General features: G+C 42.5%; 20 protein-coding genes and 1 tRNA gene. 4 read left to right on the forward strand and 17 right to left on the reverse strand.

Translation table 11 applies throughout. The annotated features are described in order from the left end of the window. Positions 1 to 61: 61 nt before the first annotated feature. Both Q0590_RS20335 and Q0590_RS20340 read right to left on the reverse strand, forming a co-directional pair. On the reverse strand, positions 62 to 2,923 hold the full coding sequence (locus tag Q0590_RS20335) for an outer membrane beta-barrel family protein (protein ID WP_302039437.1): 2,862 nt from the start codon (positions 2,921 to 2,923) through the stop codon (positions 62 to 64). Between the two features lie 93 nt (positions 2,924 to 3,016). Beyond that, positions 3,017 to 3,820 (reverse strand): GLPGLI family protein, encoded by an 804-nt coding sequence (locus Q0590_RS20340; RefSeq protein WP_302039438.1) that lies wholly within the window; start codon positions 3,818 to 3,820, stop codon positions 3,017 to 3,019. 176 nt (positions 3,821 to 3,996) lie between these two features. Here Q0590_RS20340 and Q0590_RS20345 point away from each other — a divergent pair, with 176 nt between their 5' ends. Beyond that, entirely contained in the window at positions 3,997 to 5,475 is a 1,479-nt protein-coding gene (locus tag Q0590_RS20345) for a sensor histidine kinase (RefSeq protein WP_302039439.1), read from the forward strand. Positions 5,476 to 5,500: 25 nt separating this feature from the next. Beyond that, positions 5,501 to 6,178 carry a response regulator transcription factor gene (locus Q0590_RS20350; protein WP_302039440.1) on the forward strand — a complete coding sequence of 226 codons (678 nt, stop codon included), beginning with the start codon at positions 5,501 to 5,503 and terminating at the stop codon, positions 6,176 to 6,178. A gap of 93 nt (positions 6,179 to 6,271) precedes the next feature. On the opposite strand, the gene Q0590_RS20355 is transcribed toward Q0590_RS20350, so the two are convergent. The 7 genes from Q0590_RS20355 to Q0590_RS20385 all read right to left on the reverse strand — a co-directional run bounded on the left by Q0590_RS20355 (position 6,272) and on the right by Q0590_RS20385 (position 16,584). Next, entirely contained in the window at positions 6,272 to 8,446 is a 2,175-nt protein-coding gene (locus tag Q0590_RS20355; protein WP_302039441.1) for a carbohydrate binding family 9 domain-containing protein, read from the reverse strand. A gap of 192 nt (positions 8,447 to 8,638) precedes the next feature. Continuing rightward, positions 8,639 to 9,439 carry a pyrroline-5-carboxylate reductase gene (gene proC / locus Q0590_RS20360; protein ID WP_302039442.1) on the reverse strand — a complete coding sequence of 267 codons (801 nt, stop codon included), beginning with the start codon at positions 9,437 to 9,439 and terminating at the stop codon, positions 8,639 to 8,641. A gap of 167 nt (positions 9,440 to 9,606) precedes the next feature. Then, positions 9,607 to 9,975, reverse strand: coding sequence for a hypothetical protein (locus Q0590_RS20365; protein WP_302039443.1), 369 nt, complete (start codon positions 9,973 to 9,975; stop codon positions 9,607 to 9,609). A 534-nt stretch (positions 9,976 to 10,509) separates the two neighbouring features. Further along, positions 10,510 to 11,817 carry a threonine synthase gene (thrC, locus tag Q0590_RS20370; protein ID WP_302039444.1) on the reverse strand — a complete coding sequence of 436 codons (1,308 nt, stop codon included), beginning with the start codon at positions 11,815 to 11,817 and terminating at the stop codon, positions 10,510 to 10,512. Between the two features lie 45 nt (positions 11,818 to 11,862). Continuing rightward, positions 11,863 to 12,792, reverse strand: coding sequence for a homoserine kinase (locus tag Q0590_RS20375; RefSeq protein ID WP_302039445.1), 930 nt, complete (start codon positions 12,790 to 12,792; stop codon positions 11,863 to 11,865). A 69-nt stretch (positions 12,793 to 12,861) separates the two neighbouring features. Next, positions 12,862 to 15,309: a bifunctional aspartate kinase/homoserine dehydrogenase I gene (thrA, locus tag Q0590_RS20380; RefSeq protein ID WP_302039446.1), complete on the reverse strand. Its 2,448-nt coding sequence runs from the start codon at positions 15,307 to 15,309 to the stop codon at positions 12,862 to 12,864. Between the two features lie 369 nt (positions 15,310 to 15,678). Beyond that, entirely contained in the window at positions 15,679 to 16,584 is a 906-nt protein-coding gene (locus Q0590_RS20385) for a polysaccharide deacetylase family protein (RefSeq protein WP_302039447.1), read from the reverse strand. Between the two features lie 135 nt (positions 16,585 to 16,719). Between Q0590_RS20385 and Q0590_RS20390 the strand changes: the two genes are divergently transcribed. Beyond that, a complete protein-coding gene (locus Q0590_RS20390; protein WP_302039448.1) occupies positions 16,720 to 17,070 on the forward strand; it encodes a hypothetical protein in 351 nt (116 codons plus the stop codon). A 116-nt stretch (positions 17,071 to 17,186) separates the two neighbouring features. On the opposite strand, the gene Q0590_RS20395 is transcribed toward Q0590_RS20390, so the two are convergent. Beyond that, positions 17,187 to 18,182 (reverse strand): DUF697 domain-containing protein, encoded by a 996-nt coding sequence (locus tag Q0590_RS20395; RefSeq protein WP_302039449.1) that lies wholly within the window; start codon positions 18,180 to 18,182, stop codon positions 17,187 to 17,189. A gap of 89 nt (positions 18,183 to 18,271) precedes the next feature. Further along, positions 18,272 to 19,597 (reverse strand): hypothetical protein, encoded by a 1,326-nt coding sequence (locus Q0590_RS20400; RefSeq protein ID WP_302039450.1) that lies wholly within the window; start codon positions 19,595 to 19,597, stop codon positions 18,272 to 18,274. A 202-nt stretch (positions 19,598 to 19,799) separates the two neighbouring features. Here Q0590_RS20400 and Q0590_RS20405 point away from each other — a divergent pair. Beyond that, a tRNA-Val gene (locus tag Q0590_RS20405) sits at positions 19,800 to 19,874 on the forward strand. Between the two features lie 101 nt (positions 19,875 to 19,975). On the opposite strand, the gene Q0590_RS20410 is transcribed toward Q0590_RS20405, so the two are convergent. From Q0590_RS20410 to Q0590_RS20435, 6 genes are all read right to left on the reverse strand, one after another. Continuing rightward, positions 19,976 to 21,607: a serine/threonine protein kinase gene (locus Q0590_RS20410; RefSeq protein ID WP_302039451.1), complete on the reverse strand. Its 1,632-nt coding sequence runs from the start codon at positions 21,605 to 21,607 to the stop codon at positions 19,976 to 19,978. A gap of 80 nt (positions 21,608 to 21,687) precedes the next feature. Then, a complete protein-coding gene (locus Q0590_RS20415; RefSeq protein ID WP_302039452.1) occupies positions 21,688 to 22,668 on the reverse strand; it encodes a 3-keto-disaccharide hydrolase in 981 nt (326 codons plus the stop codon). A gap of 85 nt (positions 22,669 to 22,753) precedes the next feature. Beyond that, positions 22,754 to 23,485, reverse strand: coding sequence for a hypothetical protein (locus Q0590_RS20420; protein WP_302039453.1), 732 nt, complete (start codon positions 23,483 to 23,485; stop codon positions 22,754 to 22,756). A 72-nt stretch (positions 23,486 to 23,557) separates the two neighbouring features. Further along, on the reverse strand, positions 23,558 to 24,391 hold the full coding sequence (locus Q0590_RS20425) for a phosphogluconate dehydrogenase C-terminal domain-containing protein (RefSeq protein WP_302039454.1): 834 nt from the start codon (positions 24,389 to 24,391) through the stop codon (positions 23,558 to 23,560). Positions 24,392 to 24,457: 66 nt separating this feature from the next. Beyond that, positions 24,458 to 25,267 (reverse strand): sugar phosphate isomerase/epimerase family protein, encoded by an 810-nt coding sequence (locus Q0590_RS20430; protein ID WP_302039455.1) that lies wholly within the window; start codon positions 25,265 to 25,267, stop codon positions 24,458 to 24,460. A 41-nt stretch (positions 25,268 to 25,308) separates the two neighbouring features. Beyond that, the gene (locus tag Q0590_RS20435) at positions 25,309 to 26,322 is read right to left on the reverse strand and encodes a GntR family transcriptional regulator (protein ID WP_302039456.1); all 1,014 of its coding nucleotides are present in this window, start codon (positions 26,320 to 26,322) and stop codon (positions 25,309 to 25,311) included. Positions 26,323 to 26,336 lie beyond the last annotated feature (14 nt).

Below are 26,336 nucleotides of genomic sequence, written 5' to 3' on the forward strand. Positions count from 1 at the left end.
GGCAAACAAAAGCTATTTAGTTTTATAAAAATATAGGTTTGGGTAGAGTATACAGGTCAACCTACTTTTGCCGGGTATTAAGCGGGGATAAGCCAGATCTGGAAGGTGCAAAAACTGAATTGCCGCCAAACTTGCGAAGGTTATAGGTAAAGCTTAGCATAACGTATGGCTGCAACACGTGGCTTTGCACGTCTTCAATATAGGTGTCGCTTGTATTGCGGACAATGCTCCGGTTCTGGTTGAGCAAGTCATATACACTTAGCTTTACTTCTCCTTGTTTTTGTTTGAAAAATTGCCTGCCAATACCCATATTCCATAGAATAAAATTCTGATTATAGGCGGCTGAGCGGCCACTGGTATTGTTGTAGGTTACTTCAGTCGTAAAAGCAAAGTGGCAGGGTAATTGGTAAAATAAATCCAGAGAGAGGGTTTTATTGAAAAACGATGTGTTTTGTGTTCTTTGTAAAGAATACCCAGCCCGCTGATAATTTATTTTTCCTGAAATACTAAAATCGAAGGCTTGGCTCAATGTTGAAGTAAGCACCACTCCCTGGCCCACTAACATGCGTTTGGCCTGATTCGCCTGGTTGTTAATAAAACTCTGCCCGGTAGTATAACTGATGGTGGAGTTAAAACTAATACTTGACTTTAGTGGCCTGATGCGCCGGCTGACCGACATAAATCCGTTTGCCTGAACATAGCTATTTGTATTGATAAAACTGGTATTTTGTAAGCCGTCAGGAGAAATACGAGCAGCCGTGCTTATTTTGTTAAATGTCTGACTCAGATTTACTACGCCAATGGTACTGCGGGAATTACTTGGGTTAAACTGATTATACATGGCCATCACCGTATTCATATATTCAGGTTTTAAGTCCGGATTTCCCTCCAAAATAACTAATGGATTGGTATTGTCTGGTACAGGTTGTAGCTGGGAAATGGAAGGTGCATTGATACGGCTTCTAAAATTGATACGCAGGGTGCGGTTGCTTCCAAAGTTATAGGTAAACAATGCATTAGGCAGCAGATTTACATAGTGTTTACTCAGGGAATTTTCTTTAGAAAGATTACGTGAATCTACATCTGTTTTTTGCAGGTCAAGCCCAAGAGCATATGTGTATTTTAGTCTACGGGTTTGTAACGCCACACCGCCTCGTTGCGTCATAAAGCCATTAGAAAAACGGTTACTGAGTTGATCATTAACCTGATCATAGTTACCAGATAATTCCGAATAGTCGTTTACATCTTTAGTATTCGTAGAGGTGTTGTTGCCAACTACATAATGAAATTCCAACGTTTTGCGAATGGAAAGCGGCTCAGTATAGGATACATTGACTGTATTACTCACAGATGTAGATGCTTGATTTGCTTTCTGATTAAATGATCTGCCAATTGCTTGTCCTGGTGATGCGTTGAAAAAAAGATTTTCTGACTTGTTTATTCCATCTCTGTCCTGATTATTTACTACGGTCTGCAGATTCAATGAAAATGTACGCCCTTTTTTTCGGAATTTATGCTTGTAGAGGAGGTTGTTGGTCCCATAGATGCCAACGCCATTTGCCTGATTTTGTAGGTCGCTTTGATTCAACGGAAGATTATCCGATGTAAAAGCCCGGGAATGGCTAAAATTTGTAAACTTGGCCTGTTGCCAGGTAAAACCAGGCGTAATACGGATGGAATTAAGGGAATCTATTTGGTAATCTACACGCAGATTCAGACGATGACCAGTCGTTACATTGTCAGACTGATTTTCCTGGTGATTGAGAAAAGAGGTATCTGGTAGCATTGTTTGCCGTACGCTTGTTTGTTTGGTAGCAACAGCAGACCGGTTTAAAAAGTAGCTGCCCGTAATGTCTATTTTTTTCCCCCAGGTATCTCTAAAATTCAGACCGCCAGCCCACGATTCTGTAATAGCATTTGCATTTGCGCCATTATTTCCTCCACCATTAAAGCGGCCGCCAGGCATCACCGATACTGTTTCACCCATACCCCCAGGTGTATCGCCACCTCCATAAAAGCCATTCTGGCTGCTATTGGAAGCAGCACCAAAGTTGAACATATCCTGAATAGTAAATCCCTGCTGATTAATATTGTTGGCTAAGCCAATAAGTGAAACTTGCTGCTTGTCATTAAACCGGTTTACATTTAGTTTTCCCTGGTAACGGGATTTTGTACCAATACCCAGACTGTTTTGTCCAAATACGCCTTTCCGTTTGTCCTTTTTCGTTGTCAGATTAATTGTTTTTTCACGGCTCCCATCATCAAACCCAGAGAAAGACGACTGATCAGATTGCTGGTTAAATACCTGTATATTTTCAATAATCTCTGCCGGAAGATTCCGGGTAGCTACTTTTGGGTCGTCTCCAAAAAAAGGCTTTCCGTCTACTAGAATACGTTTAACTTCTTCACCCTGTGCGGTAACTGTGCCATCGCGGCTAACTTCTATGCCGGGAAGTTTTTTCAACAACTCTTCAACCTGTGCATTAGGTTTCGTTTTAAACGAGCCTGCATTAAATTCAACTGTATCACTTTTAATAATAATGGGGGCTCTCTCTTGCAAAACCGTTACTTCTCTTAATTCAATAGAAGTCTGCACTAGTAAAAGATTGTTCAAGTCAACAAGTGGGTTATCTGGCGTTAGGGTTACCAGGGTTGAGCTATTTTTATACCCGAGAAAAGTGATTAACAGCCGGTACTGACCGAAAGGGATTTTTGTAAACGAAAAATTCCCTTCACCCCCTGTGATGGTATAGGTAACAAAGGAAGAATCTTTGGCTTGGAGTAGCGAAACCGCTGCTTCCCGTACAGCTTGCCTGGTGGTAGAGTCAATAACGGTACCTTGAATTGTTCCTGTGCCAACTGATTGAGCAAACAGCAAAGCAGAGGTAAAATAACACCATAGGAATAGAAGGCCGCATCTCATAGGAGTGGAAGCAAAGGTGAAAAGGTAGGTGGGGGTTTTGTAATACAGGAATGGAGCAGGAATGCAGCTAACTACATTCCTGCCAACAAATAGTTAATTACCTCCAGGCAAGCCGCCGGAGAACATTTTTTGGCGGAAATCGGCCATTGCTTTGTTGCGTACATCTTCGTATTGATCAGCAGGGAGTACCTGGGCATCGGATGAAAATGAGAGTTTACGTTCAGGAATTGATTTGTTTTCTACTTTGGTAGCTTTAAAAGCTTCGCCTGAACCTTCTATTTCCAGTACTACTCCCTTTTCCGGAGCAAGTCCATTGATAGGAGAATAGGTAAAGGGTAAATCCGTGGTATACCAGATCGTATAGGTTTCGCCTTTCCAGGGACAGGTAGCTTTTTTGCAGGTATATCCGGCAATTTTCTTGGTTTTTCCGGCTTCCTGCCAACCCGCAGTCTTTTTAAAGGGTTCTTCAGTCCGGTACGTCTGTACCTGAGCATCTTTTTTGATCTCCAGCAAACGAATGTATTTCTGAGTACCTAAATCTATGTAGGTGTTTTCAGTAAAAGGTGGTTCTACTTTAATGGTTTCCCGGGTAGCCGGCCCTCCAGGGCCGCCTTCAAATCGCCGGATTACCGGCCCAGAATTTTCCCGGATTTCTTTTGCTGCATTTTTGTCAAATACTAATTGTTGCGAGAAATTTACCACATCTGGCAAATCTGGTGGTGCATCTGGGCTGCCTGGTTGCACAACATCACCATTGATTACCACTCTGATTTGTGAAGGATCTAGTTTGCGCATTCCTTCATACGTTATGATGCCAGAGGTAGTTTGAGCAAATAGGGGAGTGCCCAGGCTGACAATTATCAGCATGAGCCATAAGCATGTGCTTGTTTGTTTCATAGGAATAGAGGTTAAACTTTATGAGATAAGGTGGATACTTGGCAATGCGTAGTAAGGCAAAGGTGAAAAGTTTTTTTTACCTAGGTGGTTAAGTACTGTTATCTAGTGTTAAATAGTGTTAAGGCCTTCAAAAAGCTGCACGAAGGATAGTATATTTACTTTACAGCTTATAAAACATGAAACGCCGGATACGCTCCATCTTCATTTTGATGACTGCTTGCATACTGGGAATTAATATTTTCCAGGGCTACTGGCTGTATACTACCTATAGGTTGCAGCATCAGCAGTTTACCCGCACGGCTATGGAAACCTTACTGGTATCATTGCAAAAAAGGCAGGAAATGGATGCAGATAAACTTTTTGCCCATGGACAATCAGCTTCCGGACGTCCCAGAACGATTTACAGAGAATTGGGTGAAAGGCGGCCAGGATCAAATGTACGTATCATCTATGAACGGGTGGATAGTACCCAAAAAGAGTTAGCCCAGACACCTACTGATATTCGGGAAACCAGAGATGTGCTCAGGTTCCGGCAAGAATTGGCTCCTCCCCTAAACATGGAGCTTGTTCCGGCAGATACACTTGCCAGACGTATTTCTAATAGAATAATTGTTAACTGGACAAGCAATTCAGTGGTTAACTTGCCAGAAATGGATTCTACGTTCAACGCAGAGCTTCAATTACGGGGCATGGAGGCCACTTTTAAACTTGATACTATCCATCCGGTAACTAATTCTTATGGGAATCCGGAGTTTGTCAGCCAGGCTGCCGCTGCCTTTCCAGTGCAATTACAACCAGTGCTGGTTAATCCAATTCACCAGGTATACCTGCAAGCTTCTTTTAAAAAGCCTTTTCCTTATATTCTCAAGAAAATGGGCTGGCTATTAGTGGGTTCAGTGTTGCTGCTGGTGCTTACTACTGGGTGTTTCCTGTATATGCTTTCTACCATACTTCAGCAAAAAAGGCTTTCGGAGGTAAAAAATGATTTTATTAATAACATGACACATGAGCTGAAAACCCCACTTGCCACCGTATCAGCAGCTGTAGAAGGTATGTTATCTTTTGGTGCCCTTCAAGATACGCAGAAGGCCCAGCGGTACCTTACCATCTCTAAAAATGAATTGCAACGGCTCTCCGATTTGGTGGAGAAAGTATTGAATATTGCGGTAGAAGAAAAAAAGGAATTTGAATTACTCCCCGAACCGCTGTTTCCCTCTATCCTGATTAAAGAAATTGTGTCTCAATACCAGTTAAAGGCCGCCAAGCCCATCCACTTTGTCATGGACTTACCGGAGGAAGAAGACACTGTAATTCTTGACAAGGTGCATCTGGGAAACACCATAACGAATCTTATAGATAATGCGATTAAGTATTCCTATGAACAAGTTACCATTCATATCAGCAGCCGGAAGGCGCATACCGCCTGGTGTTTATCGGTGAAAGATAGTGGCATTGGCATTCCCAAAAGCTACCAGAAAGCTATTTTTGATAGGTTCTTCCGGGTTCCAACCGGTGATCTGCATCAGGTAAAGGGATTTGGTCTGGGTTTGTCGTATGTCAAACAAGTGGTGGAAAAACATGGGGGGTATGTTGAAGTGCACAGTGAGCCTACTCAGGGCAGTGAATTTGTGCTTTGGTTCCCACTAGGCAACTGAATTCAAGTTTTATAGCAAATAACCTATGGCGAATGTATTACTGGTAGAAGATGAAGTGTTTCTCGGGCAGATAGTTAAGGATAGTCTGGAGGTAAGAGGCTTTCAGGTGCAACATGCAACCGATGGAATGCAGGGCTTAACTTTTTTTGCTCAACAAAAACCTGATGTAGTAGTACTGGATGTGATGATGCCACAGCTGGATGGGTTTTCTCTGGCCCAAAAAATCCGGGAACAGAATGCCTTCGTTCCTATCATTTTCCTTACTGCCCGTTCACAAACCGTAGATGTAGTAAAAGGCTTTGAACTTGGAGGCAATGATTATCTTAAAAAGCCATTCAGCATGGACGAACTGATTGTCCGGATAAAAGCGTTGCTGAACCGCCAATCTGGCATTCCTTGTCCTGAACCAGAATCTTACTCTATTGGTCAGTATGTATTTGATTATCCTAAACAGAAACTCCTTTTCAAAACCCAGGAATGTGCTTTATCTTATAAAGAGTCAGAGTTATTAAAACGGCTTTATCAGAACAGAAACCAGGTACTGGAACGCACTGCTGTATTGCTGGAACTCTGGGGAGACGATAGTTTTTTTAATGGCCGCAGTCTGGATGTATTTATCACCCGCCTCCGCCATCACCTGAAACAAGATCCTAAAATTCAGATTGTAAATATCCGGGGTATTGGCTACAAATTAATTATATGAGTAACTAAGGAATACCTATGCGTATTATGCTATCCAGATTACATTTGTTATGAAGTAACATTATATGAACTGCCCTGTACAATATGCTACAGGTTACAGATTCCACCAATACGTTAACTTAAGCACCAAAGCCCGGTTTTTCACTGCAAAAGGAGCAGGCAGATAGTTGTCGGTATAAACAATAAACAAGTCGGACGCAGGCTTGTACCGCCACTGCAACCTTGTATTTACATTGACATTTTTTATTTGCTCATTGTACTGCAAAAAGGCTGTAAAGAACAGTGTATTAGTCATGGTTACATCCAGGCGCGGCCCAACCAACCAGAAATCAGTGCGGCCCCAGGTTTCAGGCAAATTAATATCATCGTAACTAGAACTAACAGAAAGGCTTACATAAGGTTGAAACCGGTAGCCTATTTCTCCAGTGATATTGAGACGGGTACCGTTAGCATAATATCCCCCATATCTAGTTCTAAAAGCATACGTAAATAGACTTTGTGGCTTGGAAATAAATTCAGTTCCCCAAGAGTTCCAGCTATGTCTAGAGAATAGAGCAAGACTATCCTTACCTGATCTAGTTGGATCAAATAATTCGAAAATTTGCACATAATCGTGTGCAACCCAGGCACCTAACACACTCTGATCGCGGAAAGTTATAGAGTAAAGTAAATAATTTTCGTTATCAGTAGCTCGAAATGAAGTATTAAAGAAATTGGTAGAGTTCAAGGTAGGACCATGGCTAAGAATTTTGGTGCCTTTAGGAAAGAATAAATGTTTGATTTGTGTATTCAATTTCATGTATCCGCGGCGGGGAACATAGCCCACTTCCGGATTAAAATTTTTCCCCACATATTCATACTGGGCTCCTATATTCCATCTTTTACCAGCGTACAACAAGTTGCCGGCATATACCATATCCTCACCGGAAACACCTGGGCTGAACGATTTTAAAACCATGGCTTTGCCAGTCCAGACATTATTGGATGAAGCCAGATTATATTCAAACCCAACATTGCGGTTGTATCTCGAATACCTAGGTTTGGTAATATCTGCTATAGGCTCGTAGTTGATAGATTCTTTGTTGATAATGATTGCGCCGATATTGGAACGGCTGAAAATCCGTCTCTGCAATGCTACTACGGCAAAATTTTGTGTCGGAAGGTTGAGTTCATCCACTGCTCCGGTTTGCATATCCATAACACCCAGCCGCCAGTTTTTATCAAGCTTGCCACTTAACCTGGCCCCAAAATGAATAGGGGTGCCGAGGCCAATGCGCCGGGAGAAAAAAGGACGTAAATTTTGATAGCCGAAATTGGTAAACAAATCGCCGTTTTCTATAAAGAATTGCCTGCGTTCAGGAAAAAACAGCTCAAAACGGTCCAGGTTGGTTACTTGCCTGTCTACATCTACCTGCGAAAAATCAGGGTTTACAGTTAGATCCAGGTTAAGAGAAGATGTTACGGCAATTTTGGCGTCTACGCCTACATCCCGACGGAAAGTATTTTTAGTATCAACCGCATAATTTTTAGTAACGCCGGCTAACGCATAGGGTATAATAGAAACATTAGCACCGGCAGCAGGAGGGGGCTGATCCCAGTTCAATATACCAGAATACGCCAGAGAAGCTGTTGGAAACTGCCTGGGTACCGGGGCCCAGCTTGATTTTTCTGTTGTTTTCAGGTCCAACCGGCTGAAGTTTATTCCCCATTTGGTAATGCCTTTTTTGTATCGGATGGTTTTAAATGGAATGGCCATTTCAAAAATCCATTTATCCTCATAGTTTTTTACAACAGACGTCCATTTATTGTCCCAGCTCAAGTCTACTTTGCCTCCTTCATACATGAGGCCATCCCACTGAGCACCGGCGGCATTCGCCCCAAACGAGAAACCATTCGTCTGATCGTCAAATGGGTCCATGAATAGCAGGAAATTATCATTCTTTCCAAAGGCAAAATCCCTTCTGAGCGACTCTACCATATACCTACCTGGCAAGGCATGGTAACAAATGGCAATCAGGTAAAGATTGTGGTCGTCATAGGTCATTTTTACATCGGTACGGACCTTGGCAGAACTGGTATCCATGGGAAGAACCATATAAAAATCGGTAGCAACCTGGGCTTCCTGCCATCCCGGTTCATCCATAATCCCATCAATTTCCATTGGTTGGGTAGTCCGCTGTATGTTCAGCTGATAGGCTTCATTTTTTTTCTGGGCAAAAATCGATAGGCTTAAAAGAAAAAAAAGGATACTAAGTATATATTTTCTCAAAGGGCAACAACTAGTTTGACGTAAAAAATTAACTGGAAGGGAATAATGCTATTTCTTCTATTGTTTATACAAATGTATTAAGACTCAAGGAATTTATAGGCTTTTACGAAGGCTCATTTTATTTGTCAAGCTTGAAGAGCAGAAAAATAATTCAGTAATTTGTTACTCCACCCAGCTATGTGTATAGTAGGATTATCTCCCCAATTCCACCGAACGTTTAAATGCACCAAAAAGACCATCCATAATTTCAGTCTCCAGGTTATGTCCGTTAAATACATTGAAAGCAGCCTCTGTGGTACCTCCCCGGGATGCAACCCGTTTCATGAGTTCCTCACAGGTAAGCCCATTTCTGTTCTGCAAGTGTACCGATCCCATAAATGTCTGGTTGACGAGCAGTTCCGCCTGTGCAGGTGTAAAACCTAACTCTACACCGGCTTTGATCATCGCATTCATAAAATAATAAACATAAGCCGGACCACTGCCAGATACAGCGGTAGCAGCATCTATCAACTTTTCCTCCTCTACATATAATGATTTGCCTGTGGCATTCAGCAAGTTTTGGATAATAAATAATTCTTTGCGTGACAAATCAGGGCTACAACTGAATACGGTCATGCCCATGCCAATCTGGGCAGGAAGGTTAGGCATGGCCCGGACTACCTTTGGGACACTTAATGTGGAGGATAGCGTAGCCAAACTTACCCCGGCCATAATAGATAACATGATTTGCTCGGCATGAATAAAGGGGAGGATAGCTGGATACAAAGCTGTATAATCCTGTGGTTTTACGGCAATTACCACAATATCGGCCTCACCAATGAAATCACCAGGTTGCTGGTGAATATTGTTTTGGAGTAGTTCAGGAAATTGTTTCTGAGATACAGGATACTTTTCCAGAATAAAAAGTTCTTCAGGGGTGGCAAAATGAGAAGCCAGGAAGCTTTTTGCATACGTGCCTCCCATATTTCCGGCTCCAATGATTAGTATATTCATAGGTGTTTAGGCAAAAGGCGAATGTATACATCCGCTTCTGTTGAAACAATAAAAAAGAGAATATTTTTTGGAATAAAAGGTAAAAGGCATCCTATGGGATGCCTTTTCTATACAAAACCTGCCAAAAAATGCCAGAGGCTAGCAGGAAATAATTTTATGTCAATCACTTAGTCGTCCATTTGTTGCTGATCTGTTTCAGACTCCATAACAAAGTCGGGCAGCTTTTCTGAAGCTTTTCTCCGGATGGCTAATGGAGTTTTTATTTTGCCGTTTTTAGTTTTATCAGTTGCTAGAATTCTTCTGGCAGGGATCATTACTTTTGGGGTGGTTAGCCCTTCTACCGGCTCGTGTACTGTAAGCACTTTCACTCCTCCTGGCTGCTGAATGTTTTTGGCAGCCGCAGCTTTATTCGGGTGTTTGTAATTATTTACAGAATACGTTGGGTCATTTCTCCAGATTTCATGTTCATGTTGCGCCTGTATATCAGAAAGCCCAAGGGTAGTTACAATACATAAACTGGTAAATATCTTTCTCATAGCTCTTTCACATTTTATCTATGCAAACATAATATTAGAATTGTAATAAAAAAATGATATTCGTCAATTTTTATTACCTTCTCATATTGATTAGTATAAATCGCTATTTTTTACGTAAATTCAATAGAGTATGTTTCCAATTTTTATGTTTTATATAAAAATTGCAGATCTATTCTGTAGTTTACTTAAGAAAAGAGCAAATTATGGAAAACGTATTTTGTAGCTTTTATATTAAAAAAATTATATAAACTGATGTTATCTGGAAGGTGATAGTTGAAAGAGCAAAGTAAAAAAAGAAGGGGGAATATTTGTTTACGGGCCTTTGACTAAAAGGGTTTTGCTGGGGCGTGGCTGGTTTTCATACTTGCTGCCCTTAATTTTTACCTCAATACTGAATTTTGATAAATTATACTGCAAAAAGGTTGAATACTCATTATTTGAAAATGAAAATTGCACCTGTGCTATCCTCTTTCTAAATGAAAACCTCTTCTGTGTTAGACTCACAGAAGAGGTTTTAACGGATGTAGCATTACCTTACACTTGTTCTAAGAGGAAGGCTTTCAACTCCTCGAAACTGGCAGCCATCGGTATTGATTTTTTTTCTCTACCTAGACAACTGGCAAGCTGGGAGGGCATCGGAGGGTCAATGTGCAGGGTGTCTTTCACTACTTCCCCAAATTTAGCCGGGTGGGCAGTGCCTAAAATAATACCTTGCACGGCTTGTGTATTTTGTTGCTGATACAGTTGAAAAGCTTTATACGCTACTGCTCCATGAGGATCAATAATATATTGGTACTGCTCAAAAATATCCTGCATTGTTTGCCTGGTTTCCTCATCCTTTAAACTAAAGCCAGTAATGTGTTGCTGCATTTTCTGAAGAGAATCACTAAACAAAGTCCGCATTCTGGCAAAATTACTTGGATCACCCACATCCATGGCATTCGAAATGGTAGCCACGGAAGGTTTGGGGCTATATGGGTTTCCATTCAGGTAAAGAGGCACGGTGTCGTTCGCATTGCTGGCCGCAATAAAATGATGTACAGGCAAACCCATTTGCTGGGCAAATAAACCGGCAGTCAGGTTGCCATAGTTGCCGCTAGGTACAGAAAATACTACCGGATCGCTGCTTTTGCGGCGGAGCTGGGCATATGCATAAAAATAATAAAAAGACTGTGGTAATAACCTGGCTATATTGATAGAGTTTGCAGAAGTCAGATATAATTTCTCCCGCAAGTGAGCATCAGAAAAAGCGGTTTTGACCAGCCGCTGACAATCATCGAAGGTGCCGTCTACCTCCAGGGCTGTAATATTCTCGCCTAAGGTGCAAAACTGCATTTCCTGTACCTTACTTACTTTTCCGGATGGGTAGAGAATAACCACATCAATTCCGGGAACTTTATAAAATCCCTGGGCTACTGCACTGCCAGTGTCGCCGGATGTAGCCACCAGAACATACACTTTTTTACCTACATCTTTTAGCAAGTGAGCCATTACCCTGGACATAAACCGGGCACCTACATCCTTAAAGGCAGCTGTTGGCCCGTGAAAGAGCTCCAGAATGTGTGTGTGTTCATTAAGCTGTACCAGCGGAATATCAAAGTTTAAGGCTTCTTCAATAATCTGGGATATTTCTTCTTTTACCAGTTCATCGCCAATAAAGGGCAGGGCAACCTCTTTGGCAAGCTGGGGTAAACTCATGTCTGGCAGCCTCTTAAAAAAATCATCTGGCAAGGTTGGAATATGTTCGGGCATAAATAAGCCTTTATCTTTGGCAAGCCCTTCAATTACCGCTTTTTGAAAGGTGGTAGGAGGTGTAAGTAAGTTGGTACTGTAGTATTGCATAATAAGAAAAGTAGGTATATGGCGATGCTTGAAAAAAATGTTTTGTTATCCGGTAATTACCGGGCCTTTTTTGTTCACCCTGGACACATAAATATCACTATCAATATTCAGGGAGCTGCAAACTTTTTGCATAGATTCGGCAATATGGGTGGCTTTATCAGATGAGGTACTGAAGGCAAATAAAGAAGGGCCAGAACCTGAAATATTGCAACCCAGGGCTCCGGCAGTCATGGCTGCTTCTTTCATATTTTCATAGCCTGGAATCAATACCGAACGGATAGGCTCGATAATAACATCCTGCAGAGAGCGGCCAATTAATCCATAATCTTCCATAAATAATCCGGCAATAAGCCCGGCGGTATTTCCCCATTGGGTTATGGCATCCTGCAGCGTAATTTGTTTCCGGAGAACTTTCCGGGCATCTTCGGTTTTTAACTCAATCTGCGGATGAATAATGCTGCAATATAATTGTTCAGGGGTTGGCAGAGGCACAATATCCAGGGGGCGGTAGCTTCTGATCAGCACAAAACCACCGAGTAGGGCAGGGGCTACATTATCTGCATGCGCAGACCCGCTGGCACACCGTTCCCCTTCCATAGCAAAAATTACCAGATCTTTGGTTGAAAGAGGCCTATCCAGCAATTCGTTGGCTCCAAAAACGGCTGCAGCAGAACTGGCGGCACTGCTTCCAATGCCACTGCCGGGTTTTACCTTTTTCAGAAAGGTAATTTCGAAGCCCTGTTTACTTTCTAGATGATTCAAAAAAGCCTGAAGAGCTACACCCGACGTATTTTTTTCAGGAGCCAAAGGCATTGAAGTAAAGCTACTCTGGTTTATGATTCGGATACCAGGTGTATTACTCCTTTTAATAATTATTTCATCGCCGGGTTTTTCTAAAGCAAAACCCAAAATATCAAAACCGGCAGCCACATTGGCAACCGTAGCAGGAGCAAAAAGCTTTATTTCTTTTTCCATGGGAACAGATGGCTTATTTATTGTTAACTCCCTGCCTTTCCACTAGGGTGGCAGGGATTCAGTAAGTGATTAAAAATCAGCAATACGGATAATATCGGCAAATACCCCGGCTGCCGTTACCGCAGCACCGGCACCAGCACCTTTCACAATTAACGGGCGGGCTTTATACCTTTCCGTCGTAAATAATACCATATTATCATTACCTTCTACCTGATAAAACGGATGACTCTGATCTACTGTCCGTAAACCTGTTTTAGCTGTGTTATTTTCATAGACGGCTACATAGCGTTGTCTTCTGCCTTCGCTTTCTGTTTTCCGGCGGATGTTCTCAAAGTATTCATCATATCTGGGCAATATCTGGAAAAATTCTTCCACGGAAGTAGCTTTCCGGCAGTCGTCCGGGAGAAAATTTTCAGAAACCACATCCGAAAATTCTAAATTGGCTCCTGCCTCGCGTGATAAAATGAGTATTTTTCTGGCTACATCCACACCGTTCATATCTATTCTGGGATCGGGCTCGGAATAGCCGAGTTCCTGCGCCTGTTTAACTACACTGCTAAACGAAACACCTGCCTTGTGTTCATTGAACAAGAAATTTAACGTACCAGATAAAATAGCTTCGATACGGATAATTTTATCGCCGCTCTGGGTTAAGTCATTTAATGTTTTGATAACAGGTAACCCTGCGCCAACATTAGTTTCATACAGAAACTTTACTCCTCTGCGGCTGGCTAATTGTTTAAGGTGGCGGTACGTATCATAAGGGCCGGAACAAGCAACTTTGTTGGGGGTAACAATGGAAATACCGTGTTTTAGAGCTGCCTCATACAATTCTACAATTTCAGCACTGGCTGTGCAGTCTACTAGAATACTGTTGCGAAGGTTTAATTCGTGCATCTTTTTGGCAAAGATTGCCCGCTCCATAGGTTCATTCGATGATTCCAGGGCTTTTTTCCATTCGGAAAGGTGAATGCCTTCTTCTTCAAAAAACATCTTCCTGCGGTTAGCCACGCCTGCCACACGGATTTCTACGGAGTGGTTGGTAAGCAGATAGTCTGCCTGGCTTTGCAATTGTTCCAACAAGGTGCTACCTACCAGGCCAGTGCCGATCAGAAAAATATTTAGCACTTTGGTTCCGGAAAGAAAAAAAGCTTCATGAATCACGTTTAAGGCTTTCCTGCTGTCTGTCTGGCTAATGACGAAAGAGATGTTATTTTCGGAGGAACCTTGTGCAATCGCCCGCACATTGATGCCATTTTTACCTAGGGCAGAAAAAAGCCTACCGGATATATTTGGGGTGTTTCGCATATTCTCACCAACAATAGCCAACACACTCTGGCCTTCTTCCACTACTACCGGTTCTACCTGGCCTGCTTGTAGTTCCCGGCTGAATTCTTCTTCTATCAGTTGTTTGGCTGCCGGTGCATCTACTGGAGCAATAGCCACTGTAATGGAATGTTCAGAGGAGGCTTGCGTAATTAATATCACATTAATTCTTTTTCGGGCCAACGCGCTGAACAAGCGCATAGCAAATCCGGAGACACCTACCATGCCGCTTCCGTTAAGTGTAACCAGGGCTACAGAATCAATAGACGATATACCTTTAATGGCTAAGTTGCTATGTCCGGTTTGCTCGGTTATCAGGGTTCCCGGGGCAGATGGATTAAAGGTGTTTTTAATCTTCAGCGGAATATTTTTTGCCAGCACTGGCTGCACAGAAGGCGGATATAATACCTTCGCACCAAAGTGGGATAACTCCAGGGCTTCTTTGTAGGAGAGCTGTTCTAAGGTAAACGTCTTTTTTACTTTTCTGGGGTCAGCCGTCATCATGCCATCTACATCGGTCCATATTTCGAGAAGGGAAGCATTAATCGCAGCTGCAATAATAGCAGCCGTATAATCGGAGCCGCCGCGGCCCAGGGTAGTAGTTTCATTGAGTTCAGTGGCGCCAATAAATCCTGGAAATATCAGAAGGTTTGCGCTTCCGTTGAAATGGTCGGCGATGCGCTTGTAGGTTACCTCGAAATTGACAGCGGCATTTCCGAAGTTATTGTCTGTGAGGATCAACTTCCGGCAATCGGCTAGTTCGGCTGGCAAGCCTAAGGTTTTAAAATATTCGGTAATAATAGAGGAGTTGAGCCGTTCTCCAAAGCTCATCACAAAATCGCGGCTCTTGGGGGTGAGTTCCTTGAGCAGGAAAAGTCCCTGTAATACATCTTCCAGTTCGTTGAGCAATACTTTAACATCTGCCAGCACATAGCTCTGGTTATGCACCGGAAGCAACTCACTAACGGCACTCATATGCCTTTTTTCTATTTCTTTAAAGCTCTGAATATAGGTATCGTTTCCCTGGCTGGCAAGCATGGCTACATTTGCCAGCTGATCGGTAACTCCCGACATGGCTGAAAAAACCAGGGCAACAGGTTCTTGCGCAAGGGCGTCCTTTACAATAGAACCTACCTTGCGGATCATTTCGGGAGATTTTACAGAAGTGCCTCCAAATTTTAAGACTTTCATGGGAGAGTTAAGGTATTAGATGAATGGTATGCCTGAATACAAAAATAGACTAGTTTATGAATGAAAAAGCAAAAGCCTGGTTTTACTTAATGCGGGACAGTTCCCAGATGACGATATGTGTGCAGCCAACCCCCTAAAGGGTTGTAATAATGGTGATAATAATAGCTGCCGTGCCAATGGAGCTACGATTGGAGATGGTATAAATGCAGGACGATGCTCTTTTTACGGAAGGGCAAATTGTATAAGAAAAAATATCGAATACCGGCCTTTTAAACATAGGAGTGCAACTTTACAAATTGTATTTTATAAATCAAATTTATTTTGATAGATAATTTTATGCTCTTATCTCTTTTCAAGAGAAAGTTGGGTTTATTTTACAATGTTCATCTGGCTAAATAATTTATCCAGGTATTCTTCGTCTTCGGAATCTTGTACAAACGGACCTTTGTATCCTTTTTCTTTGGCGATAGCAGCCACCCGGCCTTGCCCATTTAATAATACATCCGGGATGTGTGAGGCTATGGGGTCCTGATAAGCTTCTGTAGGGGAAATTATTTTCCAACCTTGGTTACGGATATGCTTCACCAGATCGTCTATAAACAAAGCCGCCAGGTCGTTTTCATGCAGTAATAACACATGCCTGGGTGACCTTTCTAAATTTTGAATAGCCATGCGATGGTAAAACTGAATACTTTCCCAGATATGCGTAATGTACATAGTTTTTAAAGCCGTATAATCCAGTTTTTTCTTTTGCGCTAACGCCTGTTGAAACAAGGAATTAATGTACCAGTCATAATTATCTACCGTTACGTAGCCATTGGTGTATCCCAGGGCAGATAAGGCCTGGCGAAGAGAATCCCGTGTAGGAATGGTCCGTCCTTCATCCAGAAAAGGAAAACGGAACCACGGCCGGAAGTTGGGCATAGTTTCTAACAGCTGATGTGCCTGCTGAATGTCTTGAATGTAGGCTTGTGTGCCCAGTACTTTAATTCCCCGGTGGGTATGGGTATGGTTGGCAAGTAAGTGCCCGGCTTTGGCATAGGCAAGTAAACGTTGTTTTTTTTCATCACTATCTATATGGCTGGTAGTTGAGAAAAAGGCCACCTCAGCAATGTTAAGTTTTTTTAATTTCTTGATTAATACATCAGTCCTTTCGCTGCCTGAGTAATGGTTGCCATCGCCTAACGGTGCATCATCAAAGGTGATGGCAATTTCCTGAGAGTGAGCAAAAAAATAAATGGTACAAAACAGCAAAGTAAAAAGAGATAGCTTCATAGCAAGATAATATTGGTACAATTTTTATGTAATAAATAGAGAGAAAAGAAGTTTTTTTATAACAATAAAAATTTTTATTTCGTAATGTTAAGAAAATGTTAAATTATTGTTAATTTTTTAGTATATTTATCTTCTATGAAAATACAATCAGCGATACAATCATCACCTGATACTATGCAAAGCGTTACTGTTAAAATATTGAGAATAGCTCTGGTGGTTTTTATTTTAGTGACCATTGGAATGAAACTCATGGATTACCAATCGTTATTGCCGCTTATTTTCCTGGCGGTGATTATGACTATTGGCACAATATTAATGATTTTGCATATGGCTACAACCGGAAAAGTAAAAGCTAAAGGCGCAAAAAGAAGAAGAAAGCATTTGCTGCCCTTTATCTATGACCGGAAAAAAATACACCGGTCAGAATCGATCAACAGAGCCATCCGGTCTACAAAGCCCAGAACAAACACACGGATAGACGAATAGTATAAAAAGATATAAGTTTAGGCTGCTCTGCATTGCAGAGCAGCCTTTTTATTTAGTAATTGCCAGATTTTTGTTAAACAAAAGGGCAGAGGCAGGTTAAACTTAGACAGCCTTACTTATTCAGCCACCCCTCTGATGCGGCTAGCTAATGTTGCCAGGCCGGAACGGACATTACTGGTAGCCCTGTTGGCAGCAATCATTCCAGTTTTTACGGTATTGGAACCAGCTTTTCTGGTAGCTTTCACAATGGATGAAACTACCTGACCTGAGCTTTGCATGACAATGGATTTTAGCATAACAGACGCTTCTTTGAAAGCGGCCCGCCGGGCTTGCCTCATTTGGAAGGTTTCCGTCGTACCGCAATACCGTTTAGTTACCACGCCTACCCGCAAAGTCAGGAAAGCATTAATGGTCCCTTCCAGCAAAGAATCCATAATAACATTGGTGATAGAACTAACAAAGGGTACCGATTTTAAGGCTGAATTTTGAAGAATAGTGCCAAATACAGGTTCCAGCTGTTCAGAAAAATCCAGGTCTTCAATCTGGGCAGCCAGAAAAGTGGTAGCTCCCACATTGGCATACAAAGCGACAATGTCCTTGGGAGCCGGCCGCTGGTAATAAATATGCGCCAGATCCCAGATCATTTTTGATTGGGTGATAAACACCGTTAGGGCATCTAGTTTTCCGTTTTGTGAGATAGACGTAGTCAAAAACACACTTTTGGCTGTGTTCTGGATAACGGTATCAGCCTTTATACTTAACAGATCCAGAGCCCGCTGTATGTCCGCTTCTTTGCTAAAATCAAAGTTTCCTTCCCGAAGCAGCGGGTTTTTGGATAAGCGTTTACCTAGTTTCTCCAGATACAACGGCTTCTCTGCTTCATTTGCCGGAGGCGTAATGGGTTTGGGTAAACGCAAATACAAAAGGACCGGCAGAATAAATAAGGCCAGAAAAAGTAAGGTCAGACTGGCCAGTACGGCTTTTCCGAGCAACGGATTAAACGCACTGGTATAAGTATACACCTGCATCAGTTGATTGAATACAAACAGCACAAAAGCGGTTAGTACAAGCACACTGATGGTGATAAACAAAAATTTTAGTTGGTGGCGCATGTAATAAATAATATATACGTATACATCCTATACTTATTACTGCTCAATAAAGTTCTTCTACGGCAGGTATTTACCGATAGAAAGAATACTTACTGCAACTGCGATGGTGTATGTGGATTAGATAACAGTTCTTTAAATAGCTCCCAACGCTTAGCAGTGTTTTGTGCTGTTCCGCCATTTTTCTCCACATATTGCTTTACCAGATCCTGCCCATAGTTATAGTTAATAACATAGCTGCGGTATTTGTCGATAAAATCCATGCGTTGTTTGGCCCGGTCGGGTGCCATTAACCCATACTTCACCAGCCAGTCAGCCGCTGCTTCCCTGGTTATTTTTCCATCCAGGTATTGCCTGGCTGCTTCATTACCTGCATAGCTCAAACCTTTCGTCAGATCCTGAATGCGGTAGTAGTCGGCAGCTTTTTCTTTGGGCAATCCGGCCAGTGGAAATAATACATCCCGTTCAAAGCCTACCCGTTCTTCGCCCGGGAAAGCCACATCTATTCCGTAGTTAGCGCTGCCTTCTGCTATTAAGGATTGTGGGCTAAATAAGGGATATACTGAAAACTCGATCCAGTTATTACCCCGCACTAGGTTTTTCTCCATTAAGGCATTGTAAACATGGTGGCCGGGATATCCTTCATGGCAGGCCAGATCTATGGCCCGGTCTATGTATATTGGCAGGTCGGTATTTACCTGGATTAAACTAAAGCTATTCCCCTTATACCAGTTGTAGCCAGACCAGGCTTTATTGGTTACATACTCCACCGTGAAATTTTCATTAGAAGGCAAATCTACCTGGGGTAAAGTCCGTTTGCGGGCTTCGGCAATGGCAGCTTTAAAAACCGTATCCAGCTTTTGCTTGGGAATAACAAAGCCTTTTTTGTATTCATTCAGGCGGTCAGTAACTGTACCTTTACCCGGAAGAGCTTTATCCAGATCCTGGATCAATTGCTGAAAATGTGCTTCTGTATGGGTGGGAGCCACGGCATTGTAGAGCAGTTTTGATTCTTCGTCGAATGAATATTTTTTTCCAGACAAGATATTTATCTCTGCCTGTACAGCAATGAGTTGCGTTAGCAAAGAATGATGTCTGGCTTTGTCGGAAGCAGATAGGTTGCCTACCTCAATACTTTCCAGCTTTGAAAGCAATGTTTCTACCTGTTTACCCAAGGTTTCTGCTGGAAAAGTGGCTTGCTTGCCTTGTGGATCTGGCTTCAGGGAATCGGGACCGTAATAGGCATCTACATAATCGGGGTTATACTGGCCTATATTCAAGACTAATTGTACATAGGCGGTGGCAAGAGAATCCATAGACACAGGTGGGGTAGTGGTTTCTTGGGTAGTATCGGTTTGTTTGCTTGTACAGGAGGCCATCAGCATACAGCCAAGAACGAATAAAGGTAAATACTTCATGAATGGGTTGATTACACTGGTTTTTGTAGGTTTGAAAAGTGAAGATACTTAAAATAAATAATGGCATGAATAGTAAAATCAATAGTTACTCAAGAGAGGACATTTGAGATTATGGTAAAAATTAGATTCAACTGCAAAATTCCACCAATTGTTGATTGATTTGGAAAGCAAAATCTCCTATTTTAGCAGAGAATTACCTAATGGGATGTTAGCTCAGTTGGTTTAGAGCGCCGCCTTGACAGGGCGGAGGTCATGGGTTCGAATCCCTTACATCCCACAGATATAAAGCCGCTTTTCTCTAATGAAAAGCGGCTTTTATTTTCAGGTTTATAGCGTGCAGGCGAAGGATGAATAATAAACCCTTCTGCTTTACTTTATCTAATCACCTGTCATAGAAAAGATTTGCAGATTCTGGTCCATTCTTATCTGGGTGAAGATTTTGCGTTTCCGCCAGTTTTTATTCGCCCGCCGGTATACATAATTCATATAAAATTCCAGGGTATACATTCCGTCCGCATCCTGAGAATAACGAAAGGTATCCCATAGAATCTCATGTTTATCCTCAGGTGTTCTTTTCCAGGCAGTTAAAAGCAATTTGTGTAACTTCTTTTCATTTACATTTTGTTCACTAAAGAACTGAGTCAACCTGGGTGCATAAAAATTGGTTGCCAGGTTTAGTTCTTTCGACCGCAAAGCCGCATAAAAATCTTCAATTCTGTTTTGAAGCTGTTCCGGCGACACACTCACTACCGGACTGGTTTCCATCGAAAAGCCAGCATGTGCTACGGCTGTTTGAGGAGTTTTGCTAGGCTGCTTCTCATGCATGGTTGCTGTTTGCTCTGATTCCGCTTCCTTAGTTGCCTGCGCCAACTCTGATGGAGAGGGGACTACAGCAGAAGGTAGTTTTGTTGAGTCAACTGGTTTTGTTGGGGTTTCGGGTTGTTTATCCAGCGTATCCCTTGTTTCTGCTTCTTCATTCAGGCTGAGAGTGGCTTCCCTGGAAGCAGTATTCTTTACATTTATACCAAGAGCCAAAGCACCTGCCATTAACGTGAGTACAACCAGCGATTGCCCAATGCGTTTTACCCGTTCCCGTCGCCTGGCTAGTTTGATGGTAGATATATTCTCTGAGGCACTTAACAAACTTCTGTCGTTAACTTCCTGCATTAATTGCTGAACGATTAACGTTTCCCGTTCATCTTTTTCCTCCAGAAAGGTCTCTTTTAGTTCCTGGAAGTCCTGGAAACGATAGAAAGGGTTTTTTGCCGTTGCCTTATCTATAATCGCTTGCATAGTATAACTATGGCCAAATGCCTTGGTATATAGTTTTATAGGCGGCAAAGAATGCTGACGTATTTTATTATTTATTTCTTCCGTAGATAATACCGGCGGATAGGCACACTGCCTGGTTAATAATTCAAAGAATAGTAAACCCAACAAATATATATCGCTTCTGGCATCCAGGTTTTCCCCCTGTACATGTTCAGGACTTCTGTATTGAACAGGGAATATATTCAGGTTCTCCAACTCTACTGCCTTATCTACCTGGTTAACCCATAAACTGGCCATACCAAAATCTAATATTTTTACCTCTTCCGCAGGTGTAACCAGGATGTTTTCCGGACAGATGGCCATATGAAGAACTCCTCTGGAATGGGCATACTGAAAAGCATCCGTTAATTGCGAAAAAAGGTCCCAAATCTTTTCTTCAGACAAAGTATAGCCACTTGTCTTTAAATACTGGCAGAGAGGAGTAGCAAGGATGTGTTCAGAGATTAGATATACTTGATCGTCTTGTCGCAAGCAGGTGTAAAATCTGGCAATGGCCGGATGATTTAGAGCGGTTAACGCAGCTTGTAAATTTTCCAGATTCTGGTAAACGTTTTCATTGACCAACGAAGGAGGCAAAACCCGGATAGTGACCAACGTAGCTGAGGGGAGGTGATGAGCCAGGTATACCTTACCCATCCCATCCTCTCTAATCAGTTCTTTAATGCTGTACTCGTTCATAATCCAATTATATGATATAAAAAATCTGTATACGTAAAAAGTCTATACAGGATTATTTGACTACGAGTTCAGTGCCAGCTTTATTTTTTTGCTGGAGTCAGCACAATATTCCGGTACTCAATGGGGCCATGGTCGCCTTGCAGCAGCAGCGGGCCGGGGTTTCCTTCTTTACTATTCAGTGCTCCGCCGGTAATACCAGGAATCTCCCGGTTACAGATCACCATTTTGCCATTGGCTTCTACCGTTACCATTCTTCCTACCAGGGTAATATCAAACGTTTGCCATTCGCCGGGTTGCTTATTCACCATTTCGCTTGGGGCAATAAATCCATAAACTCCTGCAAACAAATCATTAGAAGGCTGTGTGGTGGTGCTATCAGCTATCTGGACTTCGTAACGTCCCCGGAGATACACCCCACTGTTGCTTCCCTTGGGGTAGCGGAATTCAATGTGCAGCTTAAAATCTGTAAAAGACTGATCGGTTATCAGATTGCTGCCAGATTTGGGGCTGCGTAAAATGCCATCTACTGCTTGCCATTGATTTTCGCCTTGTGCGTGCCATCCATCCAGGTTTTTTCCGTTAAACAAGGTAATGGGTTTATCCCAGGTAGGTGTACCGGTTCTACGTAAAGATGGGGCACGGGTACCAGTCCAGTTTACTTTGTTGCCATTTGGCATAGTCATCGTTCCGGTTAATTGTTCACCTTGTAGACGTCCTTCCACTACCAGGTCATTTTTTTCAGTTTCCCATTGCGGAGGAATAGAAAAACGCAGTTGACCACCGGTAAATTCTATTTTAGAGATTGGCCTGGCACTTCCGGAAGCCCCTACAAAATAACCTACCAGGGTAGCATGTCCGGAATGTTTTACTTCCAGCCAGGAAGGCGTTTCCCCATTAGGCGACTGAACCGTAATATCCCAGCGTCCCAGAATTGGTTCCTGCGCAGGCGATACGGCTGCAAAAAGCAGACTTTGAGAAACGCCGATACAACTCAGAAATACTACCCATACCAGGCAGTAGCCGTTAATCGAAAGGCATTTGTAAGTAGGTATTTTAGACATGAAGAGAGTGTTTAGGTTAGAATTTGAAACAAAAAGAAAAGAGTACATAGTTAAAAAAATATCTGCTCGAAAGAAAGGCTATATCCTATTTCAGTTTCACTTGCGTAGAAAGTACAATCCCCTGAATATTTTGCTGCAACTGCCGCATACGGTATACCCGTTCGGCGGGATCATCCGCTTGCTGGTCTGGCGGACAGGTAAAGTTACCTTCCATACTTTCCAGCTTGTAGCCTACCCGCTGAGTTATCCCAAACATATAAGGCCGCCAGCCCCACCCAATATCTTCTTCTACAAATTTCAGGTAGGGAACAAGGTTACGGTTTATCAGAAAAGGGCCATAGGTGTATTCAAAAGCCTTTCCGGTTACCTCAGCGCAGCAGGCATTGATGGTCGTTTCTGTCAGTTGCTGGAATGGCGGAAAGGAGGCAAACGCCTCAGCTGACCGGGAAGCCAAACGGATACCAACAGTATCAGTATTGGGAAGCTGGCTGAATATAGGTGGTAGGCCATGCCGGAAAAAATCCAGTTTATCTGGTTCCGTGTAAAATAGATAGGCACTGCCAGCTTCGTATGCCGCCAGTAAACTCGTTCTGGCTTGTGCCCATACCCCTTTTGCCTCTGCCTGTAAAACGATAAACTGAGGAATACTATGCAGAAAATCCAGAAAGCCGGGGGAAGAACCTCCATCGGTAATATAAACCGGTACCTGGCATTCTGCCAGTTGCTGAAGAGATGCCTGAAGAAGTTTTTCTTCTGCTTCGGTACGTGCCCAGGAAATAGTAGCAATAGCTAGTTGGTTTTTAGGATTTGTATGCATCAGCTGTGTAAGTAGGTAATGGAAAGAAGGTAACATCCGTCAGGTAGTTCTACCTATCTGGTGTCTGTACGCTTACTTTTTAGTAATATCTTTTACTTGTTCGCGGATGTCGTCCATGTCAAATATTTTAGTCCAGTTTTCTTTGAATAGCAAGGGTTTGGCCCGTTTACTGATTTTGTAAGCAGCATCAGAAAAAGTACCATTTACTTCTTTAAACAACACCGCAATCTGAATACGTAGATGACCTAATACAAAGTCGCGGGCAGCCGCTTCTGGTACGCCTAATTGTACAATGCGGTCATATCCTTCTTTTACAACCTCCATACAGGTTTGCGCCAGGGTTTCTACCATAGCAGGCTCCAGAATGGCCATTTGCTCCAAGGTAATCCGGTGAGTATCTTTAATAGGACCATACATATCCTGGGCTACTTTTTCACCTAGCTGGTAATGTGCCTCTATGCCATGCATTAAGGCAACTACAATAGATTGTTTGGCAGAAATACCTCCATAAAAATCCCGGAAGGCTTTTTCTGTAGGTTCCCAGTTGAAGATAGAGGGGTGGCAGGGGTGGGCAATTACATAGCCCAGATCATCCCGGTGATGAATTACCCCATCCAGTGGAGCTGCCGGGTCGAGGGTCATTACCAGGGAACCAGGTTTCATCTGAGGAATAATTTCATCAGAAATGGCTCCGATTGCTACATCCGGCACAGCCAGAATCACTACATCGGACACAGGTACGGCTTCCTTCTGATTACTTACTGATACGCCTCTTTGTTTCAGGTTCTCAACCCCTTGCGGGCTTACTTCCAGATAGTCAAGCGTGTACTGTGGACATTTTAAAAAGTTATCGGTTAAGCGGCAACCCATTTTGCCACCTGCACCAATTAGTGTAATTTTTGTCATGGAGATAGAAGAGGTTAGTAGTATTTTTTTAAATGAATATGCGAGTCTTTACATGATATGTTTTTCTTACGTAAAATAAGGTTTCAAATACTGTATGCTTTCTGTTGCCCAGGCATCCTCTTTCCCAATTGATTTTTCCAAGGTATCTTCTGGTACTACCCATTGTTCCAGAATAGCCGTGTGGCATCTTTGGTAAGGAATAAGTTTTTCGAGCAACCAGGGTACATTGAGCATCCCTTTTCCGGCTGGCCTGCCATCTATCTGGAAGCCCATCAGGTGGGGCAGGCGTTTAATACCAAAATCTTTTATATGCACATTCACGGTATACGGAGCCAATATCTCTACTACCTGCTCCAGGCCTTCTCCGGCTCCCATGGAGTTTACAGAATCCAGGCATATTCCCACAAATGGGCTTCCTACCTGTTCAATAATGTAAGCAAATTCTTTGGCTTTCAGCCGGTCGTGGTTCTCAAGCCCTAAGGTCAATTGGGTATTCTCTAGCTGGGGCAAAAGGACTTTTATGATGGAAATAATGGTATCTACGTTAGGTTCATAATCTTTAGCATCCACCACAAAGCGGAGCAAGCGGGCATTGAGTTGACGGGCAATACGGATGTACAAATGCAGATGATCCTCAGTTAGTCCTCTTGCACCTATTTCAAGCGAGATGTTTTTTGCCTGCGCTTCTTGACTGAAGGTACGCAAGCTTTGGGCAGGTAGTTGATGGAGAGGTAGATTATCTCCAACCTGAACCAAAGACACGCCAACTTGCTCAGCTTTTGTTAACAAATCAAGTTCTGTTAAGTAAGTTGATGGCCTGTTTTCCGGGGTGCCAACGGCCCATCCGTAGGTATAGGTGCTAATTCCTAACTGCATACATGTAACTTGGTCAATTGTCTTTGTACATTGGTCATTAATTAAAGCGAGTTGCGTTTAATTAAATAAGACGGATTACTGATTTTTGCTTTTGCCCGTTTGGTTATTAACTGCCCGACTGTTCGGCCCATTTGTTCGAAGTTGGTAGAGATTACCGTGATGCCTCCTTCCAAAATCTCTTTCATGGGTGTGTCATCGTATGAAATTAAGCCGATATCTTTGCCAAGTTTTAACCCCAGGTTGTTCACTGCTTTAATAAAATCGATCAAATCGTGGTCGGAAAACAGCAGGTATGCCTCGCCTTTTTGTAATGGGGTGTAAGCAAACGTGGGTTGAATCTCATAAGGAATCTGGTGCATTTCACAGAACTTCGTGAATCCGGTGATAATCCTGCTTGGAATGAACTGAAAACGGTCGGTGGAAAGTACCAGTGTTATCTGATGGTATGCTTGCAACAGATCTAGTCCGGAAGATAAGGCATGAAATATATCTTCCTCAAAATTCTGGTGTACACTAGTATAGTCTCCTGGCAGTTTATCTACAGCTTTATCTATAATTACCAGTTTGTCTTTGGGAATGGTTTCTACCATAGCTCGTACATCTTCGTTGAAATGAGGCATTATTACATAGTAATTATACTTACCCAAACTGTTTTCAATCAGGCTGGCAAACAAGGGCAAATCATAATGATGAAAATAGAGATGAAGTTGCGTATCTGCCGGTAAAGATTTCTTCAACGCATAATATAAGTTTTCTTTATAGGCGTTCAGCGTGTCAAACAAAAGGAAAACATTCAACTGGCTACGGATTCCGGTAGTGGCTACATAAAATCCTTTGCCATGCTGTGCCCGGATAATCCCCCTTTCCTGTAATTCTTCATACGCTTTGGCGACGGTTACTTTGGCTATATTTTGCCAGGCTGATAGCTCACTGATTGACGGCAACTGTTGCCCCTGTTCCAGAAATCCATGTTCTATGGAATAAATAACAGCATCCGAAATTTGCTGATATTTTGGCCGGTTAGAGTGCTGATTGATCTGGATTAAATTTTTCATTGAAATAGTATGGG

The organism is Rhodocytophaga aerolata (assembly GCF_030503435.1).
In the GTDB taxonomy this organism is placed as follows: Bacteria; Bacteroidota; Bacteroidia; order Cytophagales; family 172606-1; genus Rhodocytophaga; species Rhodocytophaga aerolata.